This is a genomic window from Mesorhizobium sp. NPDC059025, from assembly GCF_042739655.1.
Classification (GTDB): Bacteria; Pseudomonadota; Alphaproteobacteria; order Rhizobiales; family Rhizobiaceae; genus Mesorhizobium.
The window spans coordinates 108680-132535 of the sequence record NZ_JBHYIM010000001.1 but is presented as its reverse complement, the minus strand read 5'-3'; the positions used below and the strand labels follow the sequence as shown (position 1 = coordinate 132535).

General features: G+C 61.9%; 21 protein-coding genes. All 21 read right to left on the bottom strand.

All coding sequences use genetic code 11. The features are described 5' to 3' along the window. Positions 1-187 precede the first annotated feature (187 nt). Complete coding sequence (locus ACFWYE_RS00595) at positions 188-1474, bottom strand: lipoprotein-releasing ABC transporter permease subunit (protein WP_379069666.1); 1287 nt, start codon at positions 1472-1474, stop codon at positions 188-190. An 82-nt stretch (positions 1475-1556) separates the two neighbouring features. Then, complete coding sequence (locus ACFWYE_RS00590) at positions 1557-2240, bottom strand: ABC transporter ATP-binding protein (protein WP_379069664.1); 684 nt, start codon at positions 2238-2240, stop codon at positions 1557-1559. Further along, the gene (locus tag ACFWYE_RS00585; protein WP_379108957.1) at positions 2237-3523 is read right to left on the bottom strand and encodes a lipoprotein-releasing ABC transporter permease subunit; all 1287 of its coding nucleotides are present in this window, start codon (positions 3521-3523) and stop codon (positions 2237-2239) included. Before ACFWYE_RS00585 ends, ACFWYE_RS00590 begins: the two co-directional genes overlap by 4 nt. Next, positions 3520-4848: a proline--tRNA ligase gene (proS, locus tag ACFWYE_RS00580; RefSeq protein WP_379108955.1), complete on the bottom strand. Its 1329-nt coding sequence runs from the start codon at positions 4846-4848 to the stop codon at positions 3520-3522. Before proS ends, ACFWYE_RS00585 begins: the two co-directional genes overlap by 4 nt. 705 nt (positions 4849-5553) lie before the next feature. Further along, positions 5554-5847 carry a DUF1467 family protein gene (locus ACFWYE_RS00575; RefSeq protein WP_379069656.1) on the bottom strand — a complete coding sequence of 98 codons (294 nt, stop codon included), beginning with the start codon at positions 5845-5847 and terminating at the stop codon, positions 5554-5556. Next, positions 5844-6248 (bottom strand): methylmalonyl-CoA epimerase, encoded by a 405-nt coding sequence (mce, locus tag ACFWYE_RS00570; protein WP_379069653.1) that lies wholly within the window; start codon positions 6246-6248, stop codon positions 5844-5846. Before mce ends, ACFWYE_RS00575 begins: the two co-directional genes overlap by 4 nt. A 64-nt stretch (positions 6249-6312) precedes the next feature. Then, a complete protein-coding gene (locus ACFWYE_RS00565) occupies positions 6313-7983 on the bottom strand; it encodes a ribonuclease J (protein ID WP_379108953.1) in 1671 nt (556 codons plus the stop codon). Positions 7984-8031: 48 nt separating this feature from the next. Further along, positions 8032-8856: a biotin--[acetyl-CoA-carboxylase] ligase gene (locus ACFWYE_RS00560; RefSeq protein WP_379069647.1), complete on the bottom strand. Its 825-nt coding sequence runs from the start codon at positions 8854-8856 to the stop codon at positions 8032-8034. Further along, on the bottom strand, positions 8856-10292 hold the full coding sequence (gene nuoN, locus ACFWYE_RS00555; RefSeq protein ID WP_379069644.1) for an NADH-quinone oxidoreductase subunit NuoN: 1437 nt from the start codon (positions 10290-10292) through the stop codon (positions 8856-8858). Before nuoN ends, ACFWYE_RS00560 begins: the two co-directional genes overlap by 1 nt. A gap of 10 nt (positions 10293-10302) precedes the next feature. After that, a complete protein-coding gene (locus tag ACFWYE_RS00550; protein ID WP_379069641.1) occupies positions 10303-11808 on the bottom strand; it encodes an NADH-quinone oxidoreductase subunit M in 1506 nt (501 codons plus the stop codon). Next, the gene (gene nuoL / locus ACFWYE_RS00545; RefSeq protein ID WP_379073001.1) at positions 11808-13799 is read right to left on the bottom strand and encodes an NADH-quinone oxidoreductase subunit L; all 1992 of its coding nucleotides are present in this window, start codon (positions 13797-13799) and stop codon (positions 11808-11810) included. Before nuoL ends, ACFWYE_RS00550 begins: the two co-directional genes overlap by 1 nt. Positions 13800-13810: 11 nt before the next feature. Beyond that, positions 13811-14119, bottom strand: coding sequence for an NADH-quinone oxidoreductase subunit NuoK (gene nuoK / locus ACFWYE_RS00540; protein WP_054308100.1), 309 nt, complete (start codon positions 14117-14119; stop codon positions 13811-13813). Between the two features lies 1 nt (position 14120). Further along, the gene (locus ACFWYE_RS00535; RefSeq protein ID WP_326892756.1) at positions 14121-14741 is read right to left on the bottom strand and encodes an NADH-quinone oxidoreductase subunit J; all 621 of its coding nucleotides are present in this window, start codon (positions 14739-14741) and stop codon (positions 14121-14123) included. Positions 14742-14871: 130 nt separating this feature from the next. After that, positions 14872-15363: an NADH-quinone oxidoreductase subunit NuoI gene (gene nuoI / locus ACFWYE_RS00530; RefSeq protein ID WP_379073000.1), complete on the bottom strand. Its 492-nt coding sequence runs from the start codon at positions 15361-15363 to the stop codon at positions 14872-14874. Next, positions 15363-16406: an NADH-quinone oxidoreductase subunit NuoH gene (nuoH, locus tag ACFWYE_RS00525; protein WP_379069638.1), complete on the bottom strand. Its 1044-nt coding sequence runs from the start codon at positions 16404-16406 to the stop codon at positions 15363-15365. Before nuoH ends, nuoI begins: the two co-directional genes overlap by 1 nt. 3 nt (positions 16407-16409) lie before the next feature. Beyond that, positions 16410-18488, bottom strand: coding sequence for an NADH-quinone oxidoreductase subunit NuoG (gene nuoG / locus ACFWYE_RS00520; RefSeq protein WP_379069635.1), 2079 nt, complete (start codon positions 18486-18488; stop codon positions 16410-16412). Between the two features lie 97 nt (positions 18489-18585). Beyond that, positions 18586-19305, bottom strand: a complete 720-nt coding sequence (locus ACFWYE_RS00515) for an NADH-ubiquinone dehydrogenase (protein ID WP_379108951.1) — start codon at positions 19303-19305, stop codon at positions 18586-18588. Positions 19306-19400: 95 nt separating this feature from the next. Then, positions 19401-20705, bottom strand: coding sequence for an NADH-quinone oxidoreductase subunit NuoF (gene nuoF, locus ACFWYE_RS00510; protein WP_144223072.1), 1305 nt, complete (start codon positions 20703-20705; stop codon positions 19401-19403). Positions 20706-20715: 10 nt separating this feature from the next. Next, entirely contained in the window at positions 20716-21936 is a 1221-nt protein-coding gene (locus ACFWYE_RS00505) for an NADH-quinone oxidoreductase subunit E (protein ID WP_379108949.1), read from the bottom strand. Further along, on the bottom strand, positions 21937-23127 hold the full coding sequence (locus ACFWYE_RS00500) for an NADH-quinone oxidoreductase subunit D (protein WP_379108947.1): 1191 nt from the start codon (positions 23125-23127) through the stop codon (positions 21937-21939). It lies immediately after the preceding gene. Between the two features lie 126 nt (positions 23128-23253). Continuing rightward, positions 23254-23856 (bottom strand): NADH-quinone oxidoreductase subunit C, encoded by a 603-nt coding sequence (locus tag ACFWYE_RS00495; RefSeq protein ID WP_379069626.1) that lies wholly within the window; start codon positions 23854-23856, stop codon positions 23254-23256.

Below are 23856 nucleotides of genomic sequence, written 5' to 3'. Positions count from 1 at the left end.
CATGAAAAAGGTCTCAGACGGCGGGACGCCAAGCCGGTGTCAGCCGGTTACCGCGTACCAGCTGACCTTCAGGCAATATCACACAGTGGTCCATGCCGGCGGCAAGTTCATGGCTATGGCTGGCGCTGATGGTCAGCTTACGTGCCCTCACATGGCGACGCATGGCGCTTAAGCGCTGGCTCGATCATCACTCGTACCTGAGTGCTTCGACGGGATCGAGCCGCGCCGCCCGCCAGGCCGGAAGCAGCGTCGCCAGGAACGAAAGCACAAGTGCCATGACGACGACAGAGAGCGTCTCGCCGGCTTCCATTTTGGCCGGCAACTGGTTGAGGAAATAAAGCTCGGGGTTGAACAGGACCGTGCCTGACAGCCATGAGAAGAACTGACGGATGCGCTCGACATTGAAGCAGATGAGCACGCCGAGCAGGACGCCGGCGACGGTACCGGCCACGCCGATCGCGGCTCCGGTCATCAGGAAGATGCGCAGGACTGCGCCACGCGTCGCGCCCATGGTGCGCAGGATGGCGATATCCTGCCCCTTGTCCTGCACCAGCATGATCAGGCCGGATATGATGTTCAGCGCCGCCACCAGCACGATCATCGTGACGATCATGAACATGACATTGCGCTGGACTTGCAGCGCCGAGAAGAAGGTCTCATTGCGCTGCCGCCAGTCGGTCAGATAGATCTGCCGCTGCGCCGCCTCTTCCACCTTGGGTTTGATCGCTTCGACATCATCGGGATTGTCGAGATAAACCTCGAGGCTCTGCGCCTTTCCTTCCGAATTGAAGTACATCTGCGCTTCCGAGAACGGCATGTAGATGATCGAGGCATCGTATTGTGACATGCCGACCTCGAAGATCGCTGTCACCGGATAGCCTTTCACCCGTGGCGTGGTGCCAAGCGGGCTGACGTCGCCATCCGGCGAGATCAGCGTGATGGTGTCGCCCAGCACAAGGCCGAGATTCTCGGCCATGCGGCGGCCGATGGCGACACCGCCGGCGGTGTCGAAACCGGCGATCGAGCCCTGCTTGATGTTGTCGGCCACCAGCGTGACCTTGCCGAGGTCCTCGCCGCGGATGCCGCGCACCAGCGCGCCGCCGCCTGAACCGACATTGCCCTTCGCCAGCACCTGGCCCTCGACCAGCGGAATGGCATATTTGACACCGGGAACGCCGTTGATGCGCTTGGCAAGCTCGGCATAGTCCTCCAGCGGCAGATCGACCGGCGAAACGATAAGATGACCGTTGGTGCCGAGGATGCGTGACAGCAATTCGGCTCGAAAACCGTTCATCACCGCCATCACGACGATCAGCGTCGCGACACCCAGCATGATGCCGACGAAAGAGATCGAGGCGATGACCGAGATCACCGTTTCCTTGCGGCGCGAACGCAGATAGCGCCATGCCACCATGCGTTCGAAACCCGAAAAAGGTCCGGCGCCTGCCGGCTTGGCTGCCGCCGTCTGGCTCATGCAGCGACATCCAGGTGTTGCAGAGCGATCAGGCGGGTCGGGTCGATGCCGTAGGAGTCCATGGAAACCAAGTGTCCCTTCCTTACAGCGGTACGACCTTGCCCTCGGCCAGCGTCACGCGACGATCCATGCGGGCGGCGAGTTCGTGGTTGTGGGTGGCGATCATGGCGGCCAACCCAGACTGCCTGACCAATGCCTCCAGCGCGTCGAAGACATAAGACGCCGTCGCAGGATCCAGATTGCCGGTCGGCTCGTCCGCCAGAAGCACCAACGGGGCATTGGCCACGGCGCGCGCGATTGCGACGCGCTGCTGCTCGCCACCCGACAGCTCCGCCGGCCGATGCTGCGCGCGTTTTCCGATCTGCATGTAGTCCAGCAATTGCGCCGCACGCTTGGCGGCTTCCGGCTTCGACAGGCCGCGTATCAGTTGCGGCATCATGATGTTTTCGAGCGCCGAGAATTCCGGCAGCAGATGATGGAACTGATAGACGAAGCCGATGTCATTGCGGCGGATTGCCGTACGTTCGTCATCCGATAGCCGTCCACAGGCTCTGCCGGACAGGATGACATCGCCACCATCAGGCCGCTCGAGCAGGCCTGCGGTGTGCAGGAGTGTCGATTTTCCGGTACCCGACGGCGCAACCATCGCCACCATCTCGCCGCGCCGCAACGTGAAGTCGGCGCCATTCAGGATGGTCAGCTTGCGCGGGCCTTGCACATAGTGCCGCTCGACGCTTTTCAGTTCCAGCACCGGCTCGGCCATCACTCGTACCTCAGCGCTTCAACAGGATCGAGCCGCGCCGCCCGCCAGGCCGGGAACAGCGTTGCGATGAAGGAGAGCACGAGTGCCATGACGATGACAGAGAGCGTCTCGCCCCCGTCCATCTTGGCCGGCAGCTGGCTGAGGAAATAAAGCTCGGGGTTGAACAGGACCGTACCTGACAGCCATGAGAAGAACTCGCGGATGCGCTCGACATTGAGGCAGATGAGAACGCCGAGCAGGACGCCGGCGACGGTACCGACCACGCCGATCGCGGCTCCGGTCATCAGGAAGATGCGCAGGACAGCGCCACGCGTCGCGCCCATGGTGCGCAGGATGGCGATGTCGTGCCCCTTGTCCTTCACCAGCATGACGAGGCCGGATATGATGTTCAGCGCCGCCACCAGCACGATCAGCGTGAGGATCATGAACATGACATTGCGCTCGACCTGCAGCGCCGAGAAGAAGGTCTGGTTGCGCTGGCGCCAGTCGGTCAGATAGATCTGCCGCTGCGCCGCCTCTTCGACCTTGGGTTTGATCGCTTCGACATCATCGGGATTGTCGAGATAAACCTCGAGGCTCTGCGCCTTGCCTTCCGAATTGAAGTACATCTGCGCTTCCGAGAACGGCATGTAGACGATCGAGGTGTCGTACTCCGACATGCCCACCTCGAAGATCGCTGTCACCGGATAGCCCTTCAGCCGCGGCGTGGTGCCAAGCGGGCTGACGTCGCCATCCGGCGAGATCAGCGTGATGGTGTCGCCCAGCACAAGGCCGAGATTCTCGGCCATGCGGCGGCCGATGGCGACGCCGCCGGCGGTGTCGAAACCGACGATCGAGCCCTGCTTGATGTTGTTGGCGACCAGCATGATTTTGCCCAGGTCCTCACCGCGGATGCCGCGCACCAGCGCACCGCCGCCTGAACCGACATTGCCCTGCGCCAGGACCTGGCCTTCGACGAGCGGAATGGCATATTTGACACCGGGAACGCCGTTGATGCGCTTGGCAAGCTCGGCATAATCCTCCAGTGGCAGATCGACCGGCGTCACGATGAGATGGCCGTTGATGCCGAGGATGCGTGACAGCAGCTCGGCTCGAAAACCGTTCATCACCGCCATCACGACGATCAGTGTCGCGACACCGAGCATGATGCCGAGGAAGGAGATCGAGGCGATGACCGAGATCACCGTTTCCTTGCGGCGCGAACGCAGATAGCGCCATGCCACCATGCGCTCGAAACCCGAAAAAGGTCCGGCGCCTGCCGGCTTGGCTGCCGCCGTCTGGCTCATGCAGCAGCACCCAGGCGCTGTAGAGCGGTCGCCAGCGGCACCGTTTCACGCTCGCCGCTCTTGCGGTTCTTGATCTCGACCTCACCGGCGGCGACGCCGCGGGGTCCGACGATGACCTGCCAGGGCAGACCGATCAGGTCCGCGGTGGCGAACTTGCCGCCAGGGCGCTGGTCGGTATCATCGTACAGAACATCCTTTCCGGCCGCCGTCAGCGCGGCATAGAGCTCGTCGCAGGTGCGGTCGCAATCGGCATCGCCGGCCTTCATGTTGATCAGCGCGATGTCGAACGGCGCTACGCTCTCCGGCCAGATGATACCGGCGTCATCGTGGCTCGCCTCGATGATCGCAGCGATCAAGCGCGTCGGGCCGATGCCGTAGGAACCCATGGAAACGTTATGTTCCTTGCCGTCCGGCCCCTGCACCTTGGCACCCATCGGCTTCGAGTACTTATCGCCGAAGTGGAAGATGTGGCCGACTTCAATGCCACGTGCGGAGAGACGCTCGCCGTCGGCGATCTTGTCCCAGGCGGCTTCGTCATGCATCTCATCGGTCGCCGCGTAAGGCGTCGTCCACTCCTGAACGATGCCGGCGATTTCGGCATCGTTCTCATAGTTGACGTTTTCGCTGGGCACAGGCAGCGACAGGAAGTCCTTGTGACAGAACACCTGGCTTTCGCCGGTTTCCGCCAGAATGATGAATTCGTGGGAAAGGTCACCGCCGATCGGGCCGGTATCGGCACGCATCGGGATCGCCTTCAGGCCCATGCGGGTGAAAGTGCGCAGGTACGACACGAACATGCGGTAGTAGGCAGCCTTGGCGCCCTCATAGTTGAGGTCGAACGTGTAGGCGTCCTTCATCAGGAACTCGCGGCCGCGCATGACGCCGAAACGCGGGCGCACCTCGTCCCGGAACTTCCATTGGATATGGTAGAGGTTGAGCGGCAGGTCCTTGTAGGACTTGACGTAGGAACGGAAGACCTCCGTGACCATTTCTTCGTTGGTCGGACCGTAGAGCAGTTCACGATCCTGACGATCCTTGATGCGCAGCATCTCCTTGCCGTACGCATCATAGCGGCCGCTTTCGCGCCACAGCTCTGCCGACTGGATGGTCGGCATCAGGATTTCCAGCGCGCCGGCGCGGTTCTGTTCTTCCCGGATGATGGCGCAGACCTTGTCGAGCACACGTTTGCCCAGTGGCAGCATCGTGAAGGAGCCCTGCCCCTGCTGGCGGATCATGCCGGCGCGCAGCATCAGGCGGTGCGAGACGATCTCGGCCTCGCGGGGGTTTTCTTTCAGGATGGGCAGGAAGTAGCGCGACAAACGCATGGGCTGGTCCGTAAATGAGGAAGGCCGCGCCGGAATCGGCGCTTAGCAGGCTTCAATGCAAGGGCTTCATAGCCATTTCATGGCGGAATGAAAACCCGCGTGTCCGTGGCAAGTGCGCGCCGGTAAAAGCTGTTCTTTCCTTAAGCAAGCCAAGCCGTTTTATTGTGCAATGCAGCACAGGAAAGTACGTTTAGACGTAAAATTTAACGTGACATTTTCATGCGCGCTGTTCTACTGTGACAACATAACCGAGAGGACGGGTTAAAGACCTGTTCTCCTGCGCGGTCAAAGTCTTGGGAGGATGCGATCTAGGCGCGGTAACTCGCAGCCGCCGGAAACGGAAAGCAGATCGGACGCGTTTAAATTGCAAGGCTTCGTGCCTTGCATTTTTTTTGTGCAATCAGCAAATTGACCTCATTCGATGACGCAATCCGTGAAGCCGGCTCAGGACAGACAGCCGGTATTTGTCTGCTGTTCAGCCCGGATTTTCTTTCCGAATTTACTCAGCTTTTCTGACCATGCTTGACGGGGTATTGGTCTCCCTTGCCGCCTATCCAATGGCGAACGCAACGTCACGCGAGTGTCATGACATTGTCAAAAATGGCCATGCCAGGCCCCTCATCCACGCCACTGCGAGGCTGGTCAAAAAATCATCGGCGAAGATTTCATGCTGCGCCGCAGCAAAGTCACCGGAAGCTGTCCGGCTCAATCGAACTTGGGCAGGATCTGCGGAATGTCATCGACGGTCCAGCCGAGGCCGGCAGTCACTCCGTAGTAAGCACCCAGGACGATGAAGGCCCAGATCGTTGTCCAGATGATAACGTAAAGGAACCGGGGTTTCTTGGGCGCACTGGCCGTGGTGCCCAGCACCACTTCGTTTTCCTCGTCCTGCCGACGGAAGCTGAACGGCAGGATGGCGAACAGCGTGATCCACCATACCACGAAGTAGACTGCGACCATGGAAATCCAGTCCCACGGGGTGATGCTGCCTCCAGTCATGCCTGTTCGAGCTCCACCAACGTGCCGGCGAAGTCCTTCGGATGCAGGAACAGCACCGGCTTGCCATGGGCGCCGATCTTCGGATTGCCGTCACCCAGCACGCGCGCACCTCCGGCCTTGAGCCGGTCGCGGGCCGCAAGGATGTCGTCCACCTCGTAGCAGACGTGGTGCATGCCGCCGGACGGGTTCTTTTCGAGGAAGGCCGCAATCGGCGAGTTCTCGCCGAGCGGTTCGAGCAGCTCGACCTTGGTGTTGCCGAGGTCAATGAAAACGACGGTCACGCCATGTTCCGGCAGCGCCTGCGGCAACGTTACCCTGGCACCCAGCGTGTCGCGATAGACCGCACTGGCCGCGGCCAGATCCGGCACGGCAATCGCAACATGATTCAATCGTCCGAGCATCAAGACTCCAAGCCAGTTCAGCAAACGACATTCAGCCGTCGACTGCCGATTGCCTATCCCTTTTTCACCTCGTCACAAACACCGTCACCAGCGGCTTCTTGCCCCAGGTCTCGTTGGCGGCGGCGCGCACGGCACGCCGTACAGATTCCTGGACCAGATCGAGGTCTTTCCTGCGCTGGCGGGGGATGGAGTCAACCGCACCAACGGCCGCGTCGAGCATGATGTCTTCCAGAAGCTCGCCCGCAGCGTCGGCCTCGGCCACGCCGATGGCAACAAGGTCGGGATCGCCGGCGAGCTCATACTTGTCGTCCAGCACGACATTGACCGCGACATGGCCGGCAAAGGACAGCTTGCGCCGCTCACGGATACCCATCGCCTCGTCGGTGCCGACCAGCTTGCCGTCCTTGTAGACGCGGCCATACGGCACCTGGTCGACGACTTCGGCAGCCCCCGGATAGAGCCTCAGCATATCGCCGTCGCGCACCTGCGCGACCTGGCGGATGCCCGACATCGACATCAGCGATCCCTGCGCCACCAGATGCGCGGCCTCACCGTGCACCGGCACGCCGATTTCAGGCCGCACCCACTCGTACATACGCTTCAGTTCGCTGCGGCGCGGATGGCCGGACACATGAACCAGCGCATCGCCGTCCTCGATGATCTTCATGCCGAGATCGATGAGGCGGTTCTTGATCTCGAGGATCGCCTTCTCGTTGCCGGGAATGGTGCGCGACGAGAAGATGACCGTATCGCCGGCAGTCAGCGCGACCGATTTCATCTCGTCACGTGAGAGCTTGGCAAGAGCCGCCAGCGGCTCGCCCTGGCTGCCGGTACAGATGATGACAAGGTTCTCACGCGGAATGAAGCCGTAGTCTTCCTCGCCGATGAACTCCGGCAGCCCATCCATGTAACCCAGTTCGCTCGACACATCGATGACGCGCTTCAATGAACGGCCTAGCACCAGCACCTGTCGGCCCGCATCGCGAGCGGCACGCGCGATCGCCACCACGCGCCCGACGTTGGACGAGAAGGTCGAAATGGCGACACGGCCCTTGGCCTCCTCGATCAGCTTTTTCAGGCTTGCGCCGACTTCCTGCTCGGAAGGCGAATCCCCGTCCCTGAGCGCATTGGTGGAATCGCACACCAGCGCAAGAACGCCCTTGTCGCCATAAGCGCGGAAACGTGCTTCGTCAGTCTTCGGGCCGATCGACGGCGCCGGATCGATTTTCCAGTCGCCGGTATGGATCACAGTACCGGCCGGAGTTGTGATTGCCAGCGACATCGGCTCGGGAATGGAATGCGCGACCGGGATCGCCTCGATCTCGAAAGGCCCGACGGTGAACTTCTCTCCTGCCCGGTAGACCGTCACAGGGATCTTCGGAGCGTCGGCCTCGCCTTGACGTTTGGCTTCCAGGAGACCGGCGCCAAATGGCGTCATCCAGACCGGCACCTTCAGCTTCGGCCAGATATCGTGCAAAGCGCCATAATGGTCCTCATGCGCGTGCGTGATGACGATGCCGCGCAAGTTGGCGAGCTTGTCTTCGATGAAGCGGGTGTCCGGCAGGATCAGGTCGACGCCCGGATGGGCCGGGTCCGGAAATGTGACGCCGACATCGATGACGATCCATTCGCGGTTGTTGGCGGGACCGTAGCCATAGAGGGCGAAATTCATGCCGATTTCGCCGACACCGCCCAGCGGCACGAACACGAGTTCGGCGTTATCCGCTTTCGCCATCCAGTCTCTCCTTTCGTTCCATCGTGCGCGTAACTCGCGCCGCGGAAGCTATTGCGCGGCAGTCGAAGCCACCGCGCCAAAATGCACGTCGCCGGCGGCAACTGTTATCATGCGTCCTCCGCTTTCGCGGATCACAAAACGGCAGTCCTCGTCAATGGTCTCGAAGATGCCGCGCACGACATCGCCATCGATTCTGACCGCGACCTCGCCGCCAAGCCCCGCCGCTCGCTCGAGCCAACGCTGGCGGACGGCATCAAGCCCCCGCCCCTCAGCCCACAGCCGTGCATTTTCTGCCCAGGCGTCAGACAGCGCCAGGAACAGGGTCTCGGCATCGCAGGTCGCGCCCAGAGCTTTCAGCGACGTGGCTGGATAAGGCAGCCCCTCCGGATGTGTAGCAACATTGACGCCGATGCCGATCGCCACCGCAAACCGGCCGCCATCCAACAACGCCGATTCCAGCAGGATGCCGGAAAGCTTGGCGCCGGAAGCCAGCACGTCGTTGGGCCATTTCAGTTCGAAACGGTTACGACCGGCACTCGCACCATCCAGTCCGACAGCGACGCGTCCCTTGGGCACGACTGCATCGAGCGCATCCGCCAGCGACAACCCGGCGACGAAGCCGAGCGTTGCAGCCGTGCGCAATTCGCCTTCCACAACCACGAGCAGCGTAGCGGCGAGATTGCCTTCAAGCGTCGCCCAGGCACGCCCTCGACGCCCGCGTCCGCTTTCCTGTTTTCTGGAAACGACCCAGAGCTTGCCCGGATCGCCGGCACGGGCGTGCTCCAGCGCCAGCGCATTGGTGGAACCGACGCTGTCATGCGCTTCGAGGCGATAGCCCTGGGAAGCCGCAGTCGGCGCCAGCGTGAAGCCCATCAAAAGAACGTCTTCGCCGCGGCTTCTGCGTAAGCGCTGATCGGACCGCCGATCAGCACGTAGAACAGCACGAAGGCACCGGAAACGCCCAGCACCAGCCGCAGTTCGCCGGCCATCGGCTGGAAGCCGCCGACCGGCTCATCGAACCACATGATCTTGATGATGCGCAGGTAGTAGAACGCGCCCACCACCGAAGCCAGCACGCCGATGATCGCCAGTGCATAGAGATTGGCGTTGATGGCTGCCAGGAACACGTACCACTTCCCCCAGAAGCCCGCGAGCGGCGGAATACCGGCCAGCGAGAACATCAGGATGGTGAGGATGGTGGCCATCGCCGGATTGGTGGAGGAGAGGCCGGCGAGATCGCTGATCTTTTCGACATTCTCGTTGTTGCGACGCATGGCCAGGATGAAGGCGAAGGTGCCAAGCGTCATCACCAGATAGATCAGCATATAGATGACGACGCCGCGCACGCCGGCCTGTGAGTTGGCTGCGAGACCGACCAGCGCATAACCCATGTGGCCGATGGAGGAATAGGCCATCAGGCGCTTGATGTTGGTCTGGCCGATAGCGGCGAAAGCACCGAGTGCCATCGAGGCGATCGAGATGAAGACGATGATCTGCTGCCAGTCCTTGGCGATCGGCTCGAAAGCTCCCATCGTCACGCGCACGATGAGCGCCATCGCAGCCATCTTCGGCGCGGCGGCCAGGAACGCCGTGATCGGGGTCGGGGCGCCTTCGTAGACGTCGGGCGTCCACATGTGGAACGGAACGGCGGAGATCTTGAAGGCAAGACCGGCAAGCACGAAGACCAGGCCGAAGACCAGGCCGAGTTGACGCTCACCCTGTCCGAGCGCCGAGGCAATCGCCTCGAAGGAGACATTGCCAGTGTAGCCGTAGACCAGGCTGATACCGTAGAGCAGCATGCCAGACGACAGCGCGCCGAGCACGAAATACTTCAGGCCGGCTTCCGTTGAGCGGACGTTGTCGCGGTTGATGGCAGCCAGCACGTAGATCGCCAGCGACTGCAGTTCGAGCCCGAGATACAGCGCGATCATGCCGTTGGCCGAGATCATCAGCATCATGCCGAGCGTGCAGAGCAGGATCAGCACAGGATACTCAAACTTGTCGAAACGCTCTGCCTTGGCAAAGCGGACCGACATGATGAGTGTGACCGCGGAGCCGACCAGCGAGAGCAGCTTCATGAAGCGGGCGAACGGGTCCTGTACGAAGGCGCTGCCAAAGGCGTTGCCTTCGCCCGAGACGAACAGCATCCAGCCGCCGGCAACGATCAGGATCGCAACCGCAAGCCCGGTGATGGCTCCGCTCGAAGCTTCGCGCGAATAAGCGCCAACCATCAGGAGGACCAGCGCACCGATGGCGATGATCAGCTCCGGCGTGGTGAGCGAAAGGCTGGAGATAAGATCCGTGGTCATGATGCTCTACTCAGTGCGCCGCCGCGGTCTGCGCGGAGCCGATGGATGCGGTGACGTTGGTGACGAGTGACTTGACCGAAGCGGCCGTGGCGTCGAACACCGGCGCCGGATAGACGCCGAAGAAGATGACCAGGACCACAAGCGGGTAGATCACCACCTTCTCGCGCAGCGACAGGTCCAGCATACCCTTCAGGCTTTCCTTGGTCAGCGCCCCGAAGATGACGCGGCGATAGAGCCACAGCGCATAGGCCGCCGACAGGATGACGCCGGTGGCGGCGAAGAACGCCACCCAGGTGTTGACCTTGAAAGCGCCGAGCATGGTCAGGAATTCGCCGACGAAGCCGCTGGTGCCCGGCAGGCCGACATTGGCCATGGTGAAGATCAGGAACACCGTGGCGTATTTCGGCATGTTGTTGACCAGGCCGCCATAGGCAGCGATCTCGCGGGTATGCAGGCGGTCGTAGATGACACCGACGCACAGGAACAGTGCGCCCGACACAAGGCCGTGGCTGAGCATCTGGAAGATCGCGCCCTGCACGCCCTCCTGGTTGATCGTGAAGATGCCCATGGTGACGAAGCCCATATGGGCGACCGACGAATAGGCGATCAGCTTCTTGATGTCTTCCTGCATCAGCGCCACCAGCGAGGTGTAGATGATGGCCACCACCGAAAGCGCGAACACCATCGGCGCGAAGAACTCGGAGGCCAGCGGGAACATCGGCAGCGAGAAGCGCAGGAAACCGTAACCGCCCATCTTCAGCAGGATGCCGGCCAGGATGACCGAACCGGCCGTCGGTGCCTCGACGTGCGCATCCGGCAACCAGGTGTGCACCGGCCACATCGGCATCTTCACCGCGAAGGATGCGAAGAAGGCTAGCCATAGCCAAGTCTGCATATTGGCCGGGAAATTGTGCGTCAGCAGCGTTGGGATGTCGGTGGTGCCGGCCTGCCAGAACATCGCCATGATGGCGAGCAGCATCAGCACCGAACCGAGCAGCGTATAGAGGAAGAACTTGAACGAGGCGTAGACGCGTCGCTTGCCGCCCCAGACGCCGATGATGATGAACATCGGGATCAGGCCGGCTTCGAAGAAGACGTAGAACAGCACGATGTCGAGCGCGCAGAACACGCCGATCATCAGCGTCTCCAGGATCAGGAACGCGATCATGTATTCCTTGACGCGCTTCTCCACCGAGTTCCACGACGCCAGGATGCAGAGCGGCATCAGGAAGGTCGTCAGGATGACGAACAGCATCGAGATGCCATCGACGCCCATGTGGTAGGAGATGCCGCTATCCAGCCAGTTCGTCTTCTCGACGAACTGGAAGCCGGCGCTGGAGTTGTCGAAATAGATCCAGATCGGCAGCGACACCAGGAAGGTGATGATGGTCGTCCACAGTGCGATCGCACGCACGTTGCGACGTCCTGCTTCGCTGTCGTCGCGAATGAACAGGATCAGCAGCGCGCCGACGAGCGGCAGGAAGGTGACCGTGGAGAGAATTGGCCAGTCGGTCATCAGAGCATCATCCAGGTGACGAGTGCCGCCACGCCGATCAGCATGGCGAAGGCATAGTGATAGAGATAGCCGGTCTGCAACTTGACCACGCGGTTGGTGACATCGACCACGCGGGCCGAGACGCCGTCAGGTCCGAGGCCGTCGATGACCGCGCCGTCGCCCTTCTTCCACAGGAAGTAGCCGAGACGCTTGGCCGGCCGCACGAACAGGAAGTCGTAGAGCTCGTCGAAATACCACTTGTTGAGCAGGAAGGCGTAGAGGCCGCGATGGCGCTGTGCCAGTGCGACAGGCATGTGCGGCGAGGAGATGTAGAACTTCCACGAGACCAGGAAGCCGACCACCATGGCAACGAACGGCGACAGCTTCACCCACATCGGCACACCATGCATGTCATGCAGGATGTGGTTGTCCGGCAGCGTGAACAGCGAGCCCTTCCAGAATTCGGCATAGGCCTCGCCGATGAAGTAGTCATGGAAGAGGAAGCCCGCGGCAATCGCGCCGACTGCCAGGATGAACAGCGGCACCAGCATCACCGGCGGCGATTCATGCACATGATGCATGACGTCATGGCTTGCACGCGGCTTGCCATGGAAGGTCATGAAGATCAGACGCCAGGAGTAGAACGAGGTGAAGCAGGCTGCGATGACAAGCAGCGTGAAGGCGAAGATCGCAACCGAGTTGTGGCCGACGAAAGCGCTTTCAATGATGGCATCCTTCGAGAAGAACCCGGCGGTACCGATGACCGTTGCCGGGATACCGACGCCGGTCAGCGCCAGCGTGCCGATCACCATCATCCAATATGTGGTCGGGATCAGCTTGCGGATGCCGCCCATGTTGCGCATGTCCTGCTCGTCCGACATCGCGTGGATGACCGAGCCCGAGCCCAGGAACAGCAAGGCCTTGAAGAAAGCGTGCGTGAACAGGTGGAAGATCGCTGCGCCATACGCGCCAACGCCGAGCGCCACGAACATGTAGCCGAGCTGCGAGCAGGTCGAATAGGCGATCACGCGCTTGATGTCGTTCTGCACCAGGCCGACGGTGGCCGCGAAGAAGGCAGTGATGGCGCCGATGAAGGTCACCACGGTGAGTGCCGTGTGCGACAGCTCGAACAGCGGTGACAGACGCGCCAGCATGAACACGCCGGCGGTGACCATGGTCGCTGCGTGGATCAGCGCCGAAACCGGCGTCGGGCCTTCCATGGCGTCCGGCAGCCAGGTGTGCAACGGCACCTGCGCCGACTTGCCCATCGCGCCCATGAACAGGAGCAGGCAGACGACGGTCAGAGCCGCGCCCTTGTCCAGTGCATAGCCGAGGAAGGTCAGCACGGTCTCGCCATGTGCCGTCGCGGCGGCAGCAGCATCATGGCCTGCGGGTGCGAACGAAGCGGCGTTGGCGAAGATCGTCGACAGATTGACCGAACCGAATAGCATATAGACGCCGAAGATGCCCAGCGCGAAGCCGAAGTCACCGACGCGATTGACGACGAAAGCCTTGATGGCAGCGGCGTTGGCGGACGGCTTCTTGTACCAGAAACCGATCAGCAGATAGGACGCCAGACCGACGCCTTCCCAGCCGAAGAACATCTGGATGAGATTGTCCGACGTCACCAGCATCAGCATGGCGAAGGTGAACAGCGACAGATAGGCAAAGAAACGCGGCCGGTTCGGATCGTGGTGCATGTAGCCGATCGAGTAGATGTGCACCAAGGCCGAGACGGTGTTGACCACCACCAGCATGACGGCGGTCAGCGTGTCGATGCGCAGCGCCCACGAGGCGTCGACCGCGCCCGACTGGATCCAGCGCAAAACCGGCACGGTGAAAGCTTCGCCCGAGCCCAGCGCGACCGTGAAGAAGGCCACCCAGGAGAGTGCCGCCGCGATCACCAGGAAACCCGAGGTGATGTATTCCGATGCCTTGGCGCCCAGCGAATTGCCGAACAACCCGACGATCAGAAAGCCGATGAGAGGAAGAAAGACGATTGCCTGATACATGATAGCTTCGCTCAACCCTTCATCATGTTCACGTCTTCGACCGCGATCGAACCGCGGTTGCGGAAGAAGACGACCAGGATGGCAAGACCAATCGCCGCCTCAGCCGCCGCCACTGTCAGCACGAACAGCGCGAAGACCTGGCCGACGAGATCGCCCAGCGCCGCCGAGAAGGCGACGAAATTGATGTTCACCGCAAGCAGGATCAGTTCCACCGACATCAGGATGACGATGACGTTCTTGCGGTTCAGAAAGATGCCGAACACGCCGAGCGTGAACAGGATCGCCGAAAGCGTGAGGTAATGTGCGATGCCGACGGTCATCTCAGATGCCCTTCCCCGTCTCGACTTTCTTGATTTCGATGGCCGTCGCCGGCGTGCGGCCGACCTGCTCGGCGATCGACTGCCGCTTGACGCCCGGCTTATGGCGCAGCGTCAGCACGATCGCGCCGATCATGGCGACCAGAAGCACCAGACCCGATATCTGGAAGTAATAGAGGTAATCCGTATAGAGGATGTCGCCGAGCGCTGCCGTATTGGTGCGGGTGGCAATGTCTGGCGTCTTCTGCGCAACCGTCGTGGCGAGCTGCGGTGCAAAAGTGTAGCCACCGAGCACGACGATGAGCTCGGCTGCCAGGATCAATCCAACCAGCGCGCCGATTGGCGCATATTGCAAGGCGCCGCTCTTCAGTTCCGCGAAGTCGACATCCAGCATCATGACGACGAACAGGAACAGCACCATGACCGCGCCGACATAGACGACGAGCAGGATCATCGCCAGGAATTCGGCGCCGGTAAGCAGGAACAGCCCGGCCGCATTGAAGAAGGTCAGGATCAGGTACAAAACCGAATGCACGGGATTGCGCGACGAGATGACCATGAAGGCCGACGCCACAGCGATAAAGGCGAAGAGGTAGAAGAAAGCCGCCTCTAGTCCGTTCAACATTGGGGTTCCCCCGGGTTCCTGTCGGGCCTGGCTGACGCCCTGCCCCATTCAGTTCGGTCTCGCCCCGCCTCCGGTCGCGAAACCGCGTTGTCCTTAGACGAGCCGTTGCGGCACGTCCACTTTTCAAAACTCACCGGTACGGCGCGTCCAGAGAGATGTTGCGCGCAATCTCGCGCTCCCACCGATCGCCGTTGGCCAGCAGCTTGTCCTTGTCGTAGTAGAGCTCTTCACGCGTCTCCGTCGCGAATTCGAAATTCGGCCCTTCGACGATCGCGTCCACCGGGCAGGCCTCCTGGCAGAAGCCGCAATAGATGCATTTCACCATGTCGATGTCGTAACGAACGGTGCGGCGCGTACCATCGTTACGGCGCGGACCAGCCTCGATGGTGATGGCCTGCGCCGGGCAGATCGCTTCGCAGAGCTTGCAGGCGATGCAGCGCTCTTCGCCATTCGGATAACGGCGCAATGCATGCTCACCACGAAAGCGCGGGCTGAGCGGCCCCTTCTCGTACGGGTAGTTGATCGTTTCCTTCGGCGCCACGAACTGACGCATCGACAGGAAAAACGCGCCGACGAAGTCTTTCAACAGCAGCGCCTTGGCGGCTTGAGCGAGAGCACCCATCATGCCCATCCCGTAATCTTGAGGAATGCCGCGGTCGCAACGACCATGAACAGCGAGATCGGCAGGAACACTTTCCAGCCCAGCCGCATCAGCTGGTCATAACGGTAACGCGGCACGAATGCCTTCACTATCGAGAAGAAGAAGAAGACCAGGCAGACCTTGAGCACGAACCAGATCACACCCGGCACCCAGGTGAAGGGCGCGAAGTCGAACGGCGGCAGCCATCCACCAAGGAACAGGATGGTGCACAGCGCGCACATCAGCACGATCGCCACATATTCCCCGAGGAAGAACAGCAGGAACGGCGTCGACGAATATTCGACCATGTGACCGGCGACGAGCTCGGATTCTGCCTCGACCAGATCGAAGGGCGGCCTGTTCGTCTCGGCCAGGGCCGAGATGAAGAAGATGATGAACATCGGGAACAGGCTGAGCCAGTGCCAGTCGAGGAAGGTGTTGGGCAGGCCGAGCTTGGTACCCAGGCCGTCCTGCTGCGACAGCACGATGTCGGTGAGGTTCAGCGAACCGACGCAAAGCAGCACGGTGACGATGACGAAGCCGATCGAGACTTCGTAGGACACCATCTGCGCCGCCGAACGCAAGGCGCCGAGGAATGGATATTTCGAATTCGAAGCCCAGCCGCCCATGATCACGCCATAGACTTCCAGCGAGGAGATGGCGAAGACATAGAGAATGCCGACATTGATGTTGGCGATGGCCCAACCGGCATTGACCGGGATGACGGCCCAGGCCGAGATCGCCAGCACCGCCGAAACCAGCGGGGCGAGCAGGAACACGCCCTTGTTGGCGCCGGATGGAATGACCGGCTCCTTGAACACGAACTTCAGCAGATCGGCGAAGGACTGCAGCAGGCCGAAGGGCCCAACCACGTTCGGGCCGCGGCGCAGCTGGACCGCCGCCCAGACCTTGCGATCGGCATAGAGAAGGAAGGCGATGATGACGAGCAGCGGCACGATCAGCGCGAACGACTTCAGCAGAATGATCAGCGCTGGCAGCACGTAGAAGGAGAAGAAGCTGTCCATGGTTTATTCCGCTGCCTGCCTGAAGCCGTTCTTCGCGAGCGCCGAGCATTCGGCCATCACCGCGGAAGCGCGCGCGATCGGGTTCGTCAAATAGAAGTCCGTCACCGCAGACGTGAAGGCCGTCTTGGTGAGGCGTCCACCGAGCTTCGCCGCCTGGGCGACATCACCGGCCTCGCCTGCCGCGATCTGATCGATGCGGGCAAGATGCGGGTACTCGCCGTAGAGCTTCTGCCGCAACTGGGCCAGCGAATCGAAGGGCAGTTTCTTGCCCAGCACATCCGACAGCGCCCGCAGGATCGCCCAGTCCTCGCGGGCATCGCCCGGAGCGAAGCCGGCACGGTTGGTCTGCTGCACGCGGCCTTCGGTGTTTACATAGGTGGCTGATTTTTCCGTATAGGCCGCAGCCGGCAGGATGACATCGGCGCGGTGCGCGCCGGCATCGCCATGCGTGCCGATATAGACGACGAAGCCGGATGCCCTGGCCATGTCGAGTTCATCGGCGCCGAGCAGGAACAGCACTTCGCTGTCGCTCAGGATGCCGGCAGTGTCCTTGCCGCCCTCACCCGGCACGAAACCGATGTCGAGGCCGCCGACGCGGGCAGCGGCGGTATGCAATACCGCGAAGCCGTTCCAGCCGTCCTTCACCGCGCCGACCGCCTGGGCAAGCTTGGCGACCTGGCCGAGCACGGCGGCGCCGTCCGAACGCGACAGCGCGCCCTGGCCGACGATGATCAGCGGATGTTCGGCCTTCTTCAGCGTCTGGAAGAACTTGCCGTTGCCTTCGGCAAGGTCCTTCAGCGTTTCGGGGCCGGCGCCGAGCGCCTCATAATCATAGCGAGTGTCGCCGACCTCGCCGATCACGGCGACCGGCAGATTGCCGACGCGCCAGCGCTTGCGGATGCGGGCATTGAGCACCGATGCCTCGAAACGAGGATTCGCGCCAACGATCAATACGGCGTCGGCCTGCTCAATGCCTTCGATGGTCGGGTTGAAGATGTAGCTGGCACGACCGAGCGACGGATCGAGCGCTGCGCCATCCTGGCGGCAGTCGATGCTGGTCGAGCCGAGCGACTGCGCCAGCAGCTTCAGCGCATACATTTCTTCGACAGCGGCGAGATCACCGGCGATGGCGCCGATCTTCTCTGGCGCCGCCTTGCCGACCGCACCCTTCACGGCTTCGAAGGCTTCCGCCCAGGTAGCCGGAGCCAGCTTGCCATTCTTGCGCACATAAGGCCGGTCGAGGCGCTGCGTGCGCAGGCCGTCCCAGATGTAGCGGGTCTTGTCGGAGATCCACTCCTCGTTCACCGCTTCGTTGACGCGTGGCAGGACGCGCATGACTTCGCGGCCTCTGGAGTCCACGCGGATCGCCGAACCGACCGCGTCCATGACATCGATCGATTCAGTCTTGGTCAGTTCCCACGGACGCGCCGTGAAGGCGAAAGGCTTCGAGGTCAGCGCACCGACCGGGCAGAGATCGACGACGTTGCCTTGCAGTTCCGACGTCATCGCCTGCTCGAGATAGGTGGTGATCTCGGCGTCCTCGCCACGACCGATCAGCCCGAGCTCGGAAATGCCTGCTACTTCGGTCGTGAAACGGACGCAACGCGTGCAGTGGATGCAGCGGTTCATCACCGTCTTCACCAACGGGCCGATATACTTGTCCTCGACCGCACGCTTGTTCTCGTGGAAGCGCGAGGAGTCGACGCCGAAGGCCATCGCCTGATCCTGCAGGTCGCACTCGCCGCCCTGATCGCAAATCGGGCAGTCGAGCGGATGGTTGATGAGCAGGAACTCCATCACGCCTTCGCGCGCCTTCTTGACCATCGGGGAGTTGGTCAGCATTTCCGGCGGTTCACCGTTCGGGCCGGGGCGCAGATCGCGCACGCCCATGGCGCAGGAGGCCTGGGGCTTGGGCGGGCCACCCTTCACCTCGACCAGGCACATACGGCAATTGCCGGCAATCGACAGCCGCTCGTGGAAGCAGAAGCGCGGCACTTCGGCGCCCGCCGCTTCCGCCGCCTGCAACAGCGTGTAGTGGTCGGGTACCTCGATCTCTTTCCCGTCGACCTTGAGCTTTGCCATCAATTGCTCCTGGCGGCCTGAGCCGCTTCGTATGCGTTGCGAACGGCGAGCACATCGCGCGTGTCGTGGACCTGCATCGCCGTCGCCTTTCCTTCGCTCAGTTTTTCGTCTTGGCGGTCAAAGCCGCCGCTTGTCTCAGCCAGCCGTCGCGTTCGACGCGGCCCTTGAAGCCCAGATAGTCGTCCACCCAGGCAACCTCGGCAGGCGTCCAGGCAGCGACCTGCGAATAGGTCCAGACACCGAGGTCGTTCAGGACCTTTTCAAGCTTCGGGCCGACACCGGTGATCGCCTTGAGGTCGTCCGGAGCGGCAGGTTTGTCGATGCTTGCGGGCTTGCGGAAATCTTCCGGCATCAGGGCAGTCACGGCGACTGCAGGCACTTCAATCGTGGCGGTCTCGGTGGACTGGATTTCTTCCATCGTCTCAACGACCGGTTCCGCGATCTTCTCGGCCACGGACTGCACCTCGGCGATCAGCTTTTTTGTTGCAACGCGTGCCCGCGCTGCCGGAGCCTTGGCGGCGGGTGTTTCGTCGCGGTCCGCGAAACTCGTCGCGGAACCAGGGAAATCGTCCAGAACCGGCTGCATCAGGCGCTGCGACATTTCGGCGGCACCGGTCAGCGCGCCGACCCAGACGCCGAAGGCGTGGCTGGCCAAACCGAAGCCGAGTGCCGAGAAAGCGGCGGCGCCTGCAACCGGATGCGCGAACAGGTTGACGGCATTGGCCATCTCCTGCGGCATCATCCTGGTCAAATCCTGGGTCATCTTCTCGAATTCGTTCCTGTCAGGCACTGTGTCGGGTATGGGAAACATCGACATTGGCTCACTCCTAAGCCGTTTCGTTCCTGATGCCCTGCTTTCAGCCGTTTCCTTGAAACCCGGGTTTGTCCCGGTTTCCGTTTTTTGCCTTATCCTTACTCAGCCGCCACCAGCACCGGCTCGGCACGGTGTGCGTTGCGGGTGAACTCATCGATGCGGCGCTCGATCTCCGGGCGGAAGTTGCGGATCAGACCCTGGATGGGCCAAGCAGCCGCGTCGCCCAGCGCGCAGATCGTGTGACCTTCGATCTGCTTCGTGACGTCGAGCAGCATGTCGATCTCGCGCTTCTGCGCCTCGCCTCGCACCAGCCGTTCCATCACGCGCCACATCCAGCCGGTGCCTTCACGGCACGGCGTGCACTGGCCGCAGCTCTCATGCTTGAAGAAATAGGCGAGCCGGGCGATCGCCTTCACGATATCCGTCGACTTGTCCATGACGATGACGGCAGCCGTGCCAAACGAGGATTTCTTCTCGCGCAGGCCATCGAAATCCATCGGGCAGTCGATGATATCCTCAGCCTTCACGACCGGGCAGGAAGCCCCCCCAGGGATGACGGCGAGCAGGTTGTCCCAGCCGCCGCGGATGCCGCCGCCGTGCTTCTCGACGAGTTCGCGGAAGGTGATGCCCATGGCCTCTTCGACCGTGCAGGGCGTGTTCACGTGCCCCACCAGCATGAACAGCTTGGTGCCGACATTGTTCGGACGACCGATCGACGAGAACCACGCCGCGCCGCGGCGCAGGATCGTCGGAGCCACGGCGATCGACTCGACATTGTTGACCGTGGTCGGGCAGCCATAAAGGCCGACATTGGCCGGGAACGGCGGCTTCAGGCGTGGCTGGCCCTTCTTGCCTTCGAGGCTCTCCAGCAGCGCGGTTTCTTCGCCGCAGATATAAGCGCCTGCGCCGTGATGGACATAGATGTCGAAATCGTAGCCGTTTTTGTTGCCCTTGCCGATCAGCTTGGCTTCATAAGCTTCATCGATGGCCCGCTGCAGCGCCTCGCGCTCACGAATGAACTCGCCGCGGACATAGATGTAGGCAGCGACGGCCCCCATGGCGAAGCCCGCGAGCAGGCAACCCTCGACCAGCGTGTGAGGGTCATGGCGCAGGATATCGCGATCCTTGCAGGTTCCCGGTTCCGATTCATCGGCATTGACGACGAGGTAGCTCGGGCGGCCGTCGCTCTGCTTGGGCATGAAGGACCACTTGAGGCCCGTCGGGAAGCCCGCGCCGCCGCGGCCACGCAAGCCGGACGCCTTCATCTCGTTGATGATCCAGTCACGGCCTTTGTCGATGATGGCTTTGGTGCCATCCCACTGCCCGCGCGCCATGGCGCCTTGCAGCGACTGGTCGAAGCGGCCGTAGATATTGGTGAAGATGCGGTCCTTGTCCTGAAGCATTTTTCGTCCCTCAGACCGGTTTCTTGCCGAACACGCGGATGTATTCCTCGACGCCACCCTTGGCGAGCGCCTTGGCCTGTTTTACCCAGTCCTCGCGCTCGATGCGGCCGTGGAAGGAAAGATAGCCGTCAACCCACTCGCGCTCGGCTTTCTTCCACGACGCCACCTGGGCATAGGTGAAGATACCGAGTTCATGCAACGTGGCCGCGATCTTGGGGCCTACGCCGGAGATCAGTTCGAGATCATCGACGGCGGCCGGCTTCGAGATACCCTTCGGCCGGTTGTTGTCTTCGAGCGAGGGCTTGGCTGGGGCCGCCTCCTTCTTTGCCGGCGCCTTCTTCGGCGCAGCGGCGATCTCAGCCTTCACCGCGGCTGGCTTGGCTTCAGCCTTTGCCTTAGGAGCCTTGACGCTTGCTGCGTTTTCAGCGGCCGGAGCGGCCTTGACCTTGGATGGCGTCTTCACCGCTGGACTGGTTTCAACGGCATCGGTCTTCGGCTTGGCAGCGTTGGAGGGTGGCACAGCTGCGGCCTTGGCCGGTTCGGCGACAACGGCGGGCGCTTCCTTGGTGGTTCTGGCGGCAGCCTTGCTAGCCTTGTCGCGCGTGCTCTTGAGGATCGCCTTCTCGTCGGCAAGCGAGGAGAAGCCGCTGATCGGCGCTGAGAAATATCGGCCATTCTGCGGGCCCACCGGCACGGAATGTCCTTTGCCCGCCTCGAAATCGTCGATGATCTCGGCAAGCCGCTCGGGAGTCAGATCCTCGTAGGTGTCCTTGAAGATCATGACCATCGGCGCGTTCACGCAGGCGCCGAGGCACTCGACCTCCTCCCATGACAGCGTACCGTCAGCATTGGTATGGAACTGGTCGTGGTGGATCTTGGAGCGGCAGACATCCATCAGCTCTTCGGAGCCACGCAGCATGCAGGGCGTGGTGCCGCACACCTGGACGTGGGCGCGGGTGCCGACCGGCTTCAACTGGTACTGCGTATAGAAGGTGGCGACTTCCAGCCCACGGATATAGGGCATGCCAAGCATTTCGCAGATCGACTCGATCGCCGCCTTGGTGACCCAGCCCTCTTGCTCCTGCGCCAGCATCAAAAGCGGGATGATGGCCGACTGTTCACGGCCCTTCGGATATTTGGCGATCCATTTCCTGGCCGACGCCGCATTCGCCTTGTTGAAGGCGAAGGAAGCTGGCTGGACGCTTGCATCTGCGAGACGACGGACTGACATTTAGCGGTCAACCTCTCCGAACACGATGTCGAGGGAGCCGAGGATGGCGGTGACGTCGGCCAGCATGTGACCGCGGCACAGGAAATCCATGGCCTGCAGGTGCGCGAAACCAGGCGCGCGCAGCTTGCAGCGATAAGGCTTGTTGGTACCGTCCGAGACCAGGAAGACGCCGAATTCGCCCTTCGGGGCTTCGACGGCCGCGTAGACCTCGCCGGCCGGCACGCGATACCCTTCGGTGTAAAGCTTGAAGTGATGGATGAGCGCTTCCATGGAACGCTTCATCTCGCCACGCTTCGGCGGCACCACCTTGCCGTCGATGTTCGACACCGGCCCAGCGCTCTCCTTGCCAAGCAGGAGATTAACGCACTGGCGCATGATGCGGGCCGACTGGCGCATCTCTTCCATGCGGATGAGATAACGATCGTAGCAGTCGCCGTTCTTGCCGATCGGAATGTCGAATTCCAGCTCGGAATAGCACTCATAGGGCTGCGACTTGCGCAGGTCCCATGCAGCGCCCGAACCACGCACCATCACGCCTGAGAAACCCCAGGCCCAGGCATCGGCCAGCGAGACGACGCCGATGTCGGCGTTGCGCTGCTTGAAGATACGGTTGGGGGTGAGCAGGGCGTCGAGATCGTCGATCGACTTCAGGAACGGATCGATCCACCTGCCGATGTCCTCGATCAGCTGCTTCGGCAGATCCTGATGCACGCCGCCCGGACGGAAATAGGCGGCATGCATGCGCGAGCCGGAAGCCCGCTCGTAGAACACCATCAGCTTTTCGCGCTCGATGAACCCCCACAGCGGTGGGGTCAGCGCGCCAACGTCCATGGCCTGTGTCGTCACATTGAGGATGTGCGACATGATGCGGCCGATCTCGGAATAAAGCACGCGGATCAGCTGACCGCGCTTCGGCACCTCGATGCCAAGCAGCTTTTCCGCGGCCAGGGCGAAAGCATGCTCCTGGTTCATCGGCGCGCAATAGTCGAGCCGGTCGAGATAAGGCACTGCCTGCAGATAGGTCTTGTGCTCGATCAGCTTCTCGGTGCCGCGGTGCAGCAGGCCGATATGCGGATCAACGCGATCAACCACCTCGCCATCCAGCTCCAGCACGAGACGCAGAACGCCGTGCGCGGCCGGATGCTGCGGGCCGAAGTTGATATTGAAGTTGCGAACTGAGGTCTCAGCCATTTGTTTTCACAGACCTTGCTGCCTAGAGCGCCTTCACGAGCTGAGCCACGACATACGCGGTGGCGCCGGCCAGAACCAGCCACAGCACCTTGCGCAAGATCGAGCCGCCAGCCGCTTTGCCGCCGGTCATTGCTTCGCCTTTTCATCCCCTGGCAGCACGTATTCCGTGCCTTCCCAGGGCGAGAGAAAATCAAAACTGCGGAATTCCTGCTTCAGCTCCACCGGCTCGTAGATCACGCGCTTGGCCTCGTCATCGTAACGAACCTCGACGAAGCCGGTGAGCGGGAAGTCCTTGCGCAGCGGATGACCGTCGAAACCATAGTCGGTCAGGATGCGGCGCAGGTCCGGATGGCCGGAGAAAAGCACACCATAGAGATCGTAGGTCTCGCGCTCGAACCAGTCGGCACCCGGCCAGACAGTGGTCACGGACGGAACCACAGTCTCCTCGTCGGCATGGGCCTTGAGGCGGATGCGCAGATTCTGCTTTGGCGACAACAGGTGATAGACCACATCGAAACGCAAAGCCCGCGACGGATAGTCGGCGCCGGAAACGTCGATGATCGAAATGAACTGGCACTTGGCATCGTCGCGCAGGAAGGTTGCCGCCTTGACGACGTCGGCGGCATCGACCAGCACAGTCAACTCGCCATAGGCAAGAACGCTGTCGATCACCGTGGCGCCGAGCTTGTCCTTGATATGCGCTGCAAGGTCGTTGAGGGCTTCACTCAT

Bases quoted from the DNA above. Each gene is read 5' to 3' on its own strand.
- ACFWYE_RS00595 (WP_379069666.1), bottom strand. From the start codon at position 1,474: ATGAGCCAGACGGCGGCAGCCAAGCCGGCAGGCGCCGGACCTTTTTCG.
- ACFWYE_RS00585 (WP_379108957.1), bottom strand. From the start codon at position 3,523: ATGAGCCAGACGGCGGCAGCCAAGCCGGCAGGCGCCGGACCTTTTTCG.
- proS (WP_379108955.1), bottom strand. From the start codon at position 4,848: ATGCGTTTGTCGCGCTACTTCCTGCCCATCCTGAAAGAAAACCCCCGC.
- ACFWYE_RS00575 (WP_379069656.1), bottom strand. From the start codon at position 5,847: ATGACTGGAGGCAGCATCACCCCGTGGGACTGGATTTCCATGGTCGCA.
- mce (WP_379069653.1), bottom strand. From the start codon at position 6,248: ATGCTCGGACGATTGAATCATGTTGCGATTGCCGTGCCGGATCTGGCC.
- ACFWYE_RS00565 (WP_379108953.1), bottom strand. From the start codon at position 7,983: ATGGCGAAAGCGGATAACGCCGAACTCGTGTTCGTGCCGCTGGGCGGT.
- ACFWYE_RS00560 (WP_379069647.1), bottom strand. From the start codon at position 8,856: ATGGGCTTCACGCTGGCGCCGACTGCGGCTTCCCAGGGCTATCGCCTC.
- nuoN (WP_379069644.1), bottom strand. From the start codon at position 10,292: ATGACCACGGATCTTATCTCCAGCCTTTCGCTCACCACGCCGGAGCTG.
- ACFWYE_RS00550 (WP_379069641.1), bottom strand. From the start codon at position 11,808: ATGACCGACTGGCCAATTCTCTCCACGGTCACCTTCCTGCCGCTCGTC.
- nuoL (WP_379073001.1), bottom strand. From the start codon at position 13,799: ATGTATCAGGCAATCGTCTTTCTTCCTCTCATCGGCTTTCTGATCGTC.
- nuoK (WP_054308100.1), bottom strand. From the start codon at position 14,119: ATGACCGTCGGCATCGCACATTACCTCACGCTTTCGGCGATCCTGTTC.
- ACFWYE_RS00535 (WP_326892756.1), bottom strand. From the start codon at position 14,741: ATGTTGAACGGACTAGAGGCGGCTTTCTTCTACCTCTTCGCCTTTATC.
- nuoI (WP_379073000.1), bottom strand. From the start codon at position 15,363: ATGGGTGCTCTCGCTCAAGCCGCCAAGGCGCTGCTGTTGAAAGACTTC.
- nuoH (WP_379069638.1), bottom strand. From the start codon at position 16,406: ATGGACAGCTTCTTCTCCTTCTACGTGCTGCCAGCGCTGATCATTCTG.
- nuoG (WP_379069635.1), bottom strand. From the start codon at position 18,488: ATGGCAAAGCTCAAGGTCGACGGGAAAGAGATCGAGGTACCCGACCAC.
- ACFWYE_RS00515 (WP_379108951.1), bottom strand. From the start codon at position 19,305: ATGTCGATGTTTCCCATACCCGACACAGTGCCTGACAGGAACGAATTC.
- nuoF (WP_144223072.1), bottom strand. From the start codon at position 20,705: ATGCTTCAGGACAAGGACCGCATCTTCACCAATATCTACGGCCGCTTC.
- ACFWYE_RS00505 (WP_379108949.1), bottom strand. From the start codon at position 21,936: ATGTCAGTCCGTCGTCTCGCAGATGCAAGCGTCCAGCCAGCTTCCTTC.
- ACFWYE_RS00500 (WP_379108947.1), bottom strand. From the start codon at position 23,127: ATGGCTGAGACCTCAGTTCGCAACTTCAATATCAACTTCGGCCCGCAG.
- ACFWYE_RS00495 (WP_379069626.1), bottom strand. From the start codon at position 23,856: ATGAGTGAAGCCCTCAACGACCTTGCAGCGCATATCAAGGACAAGCTC.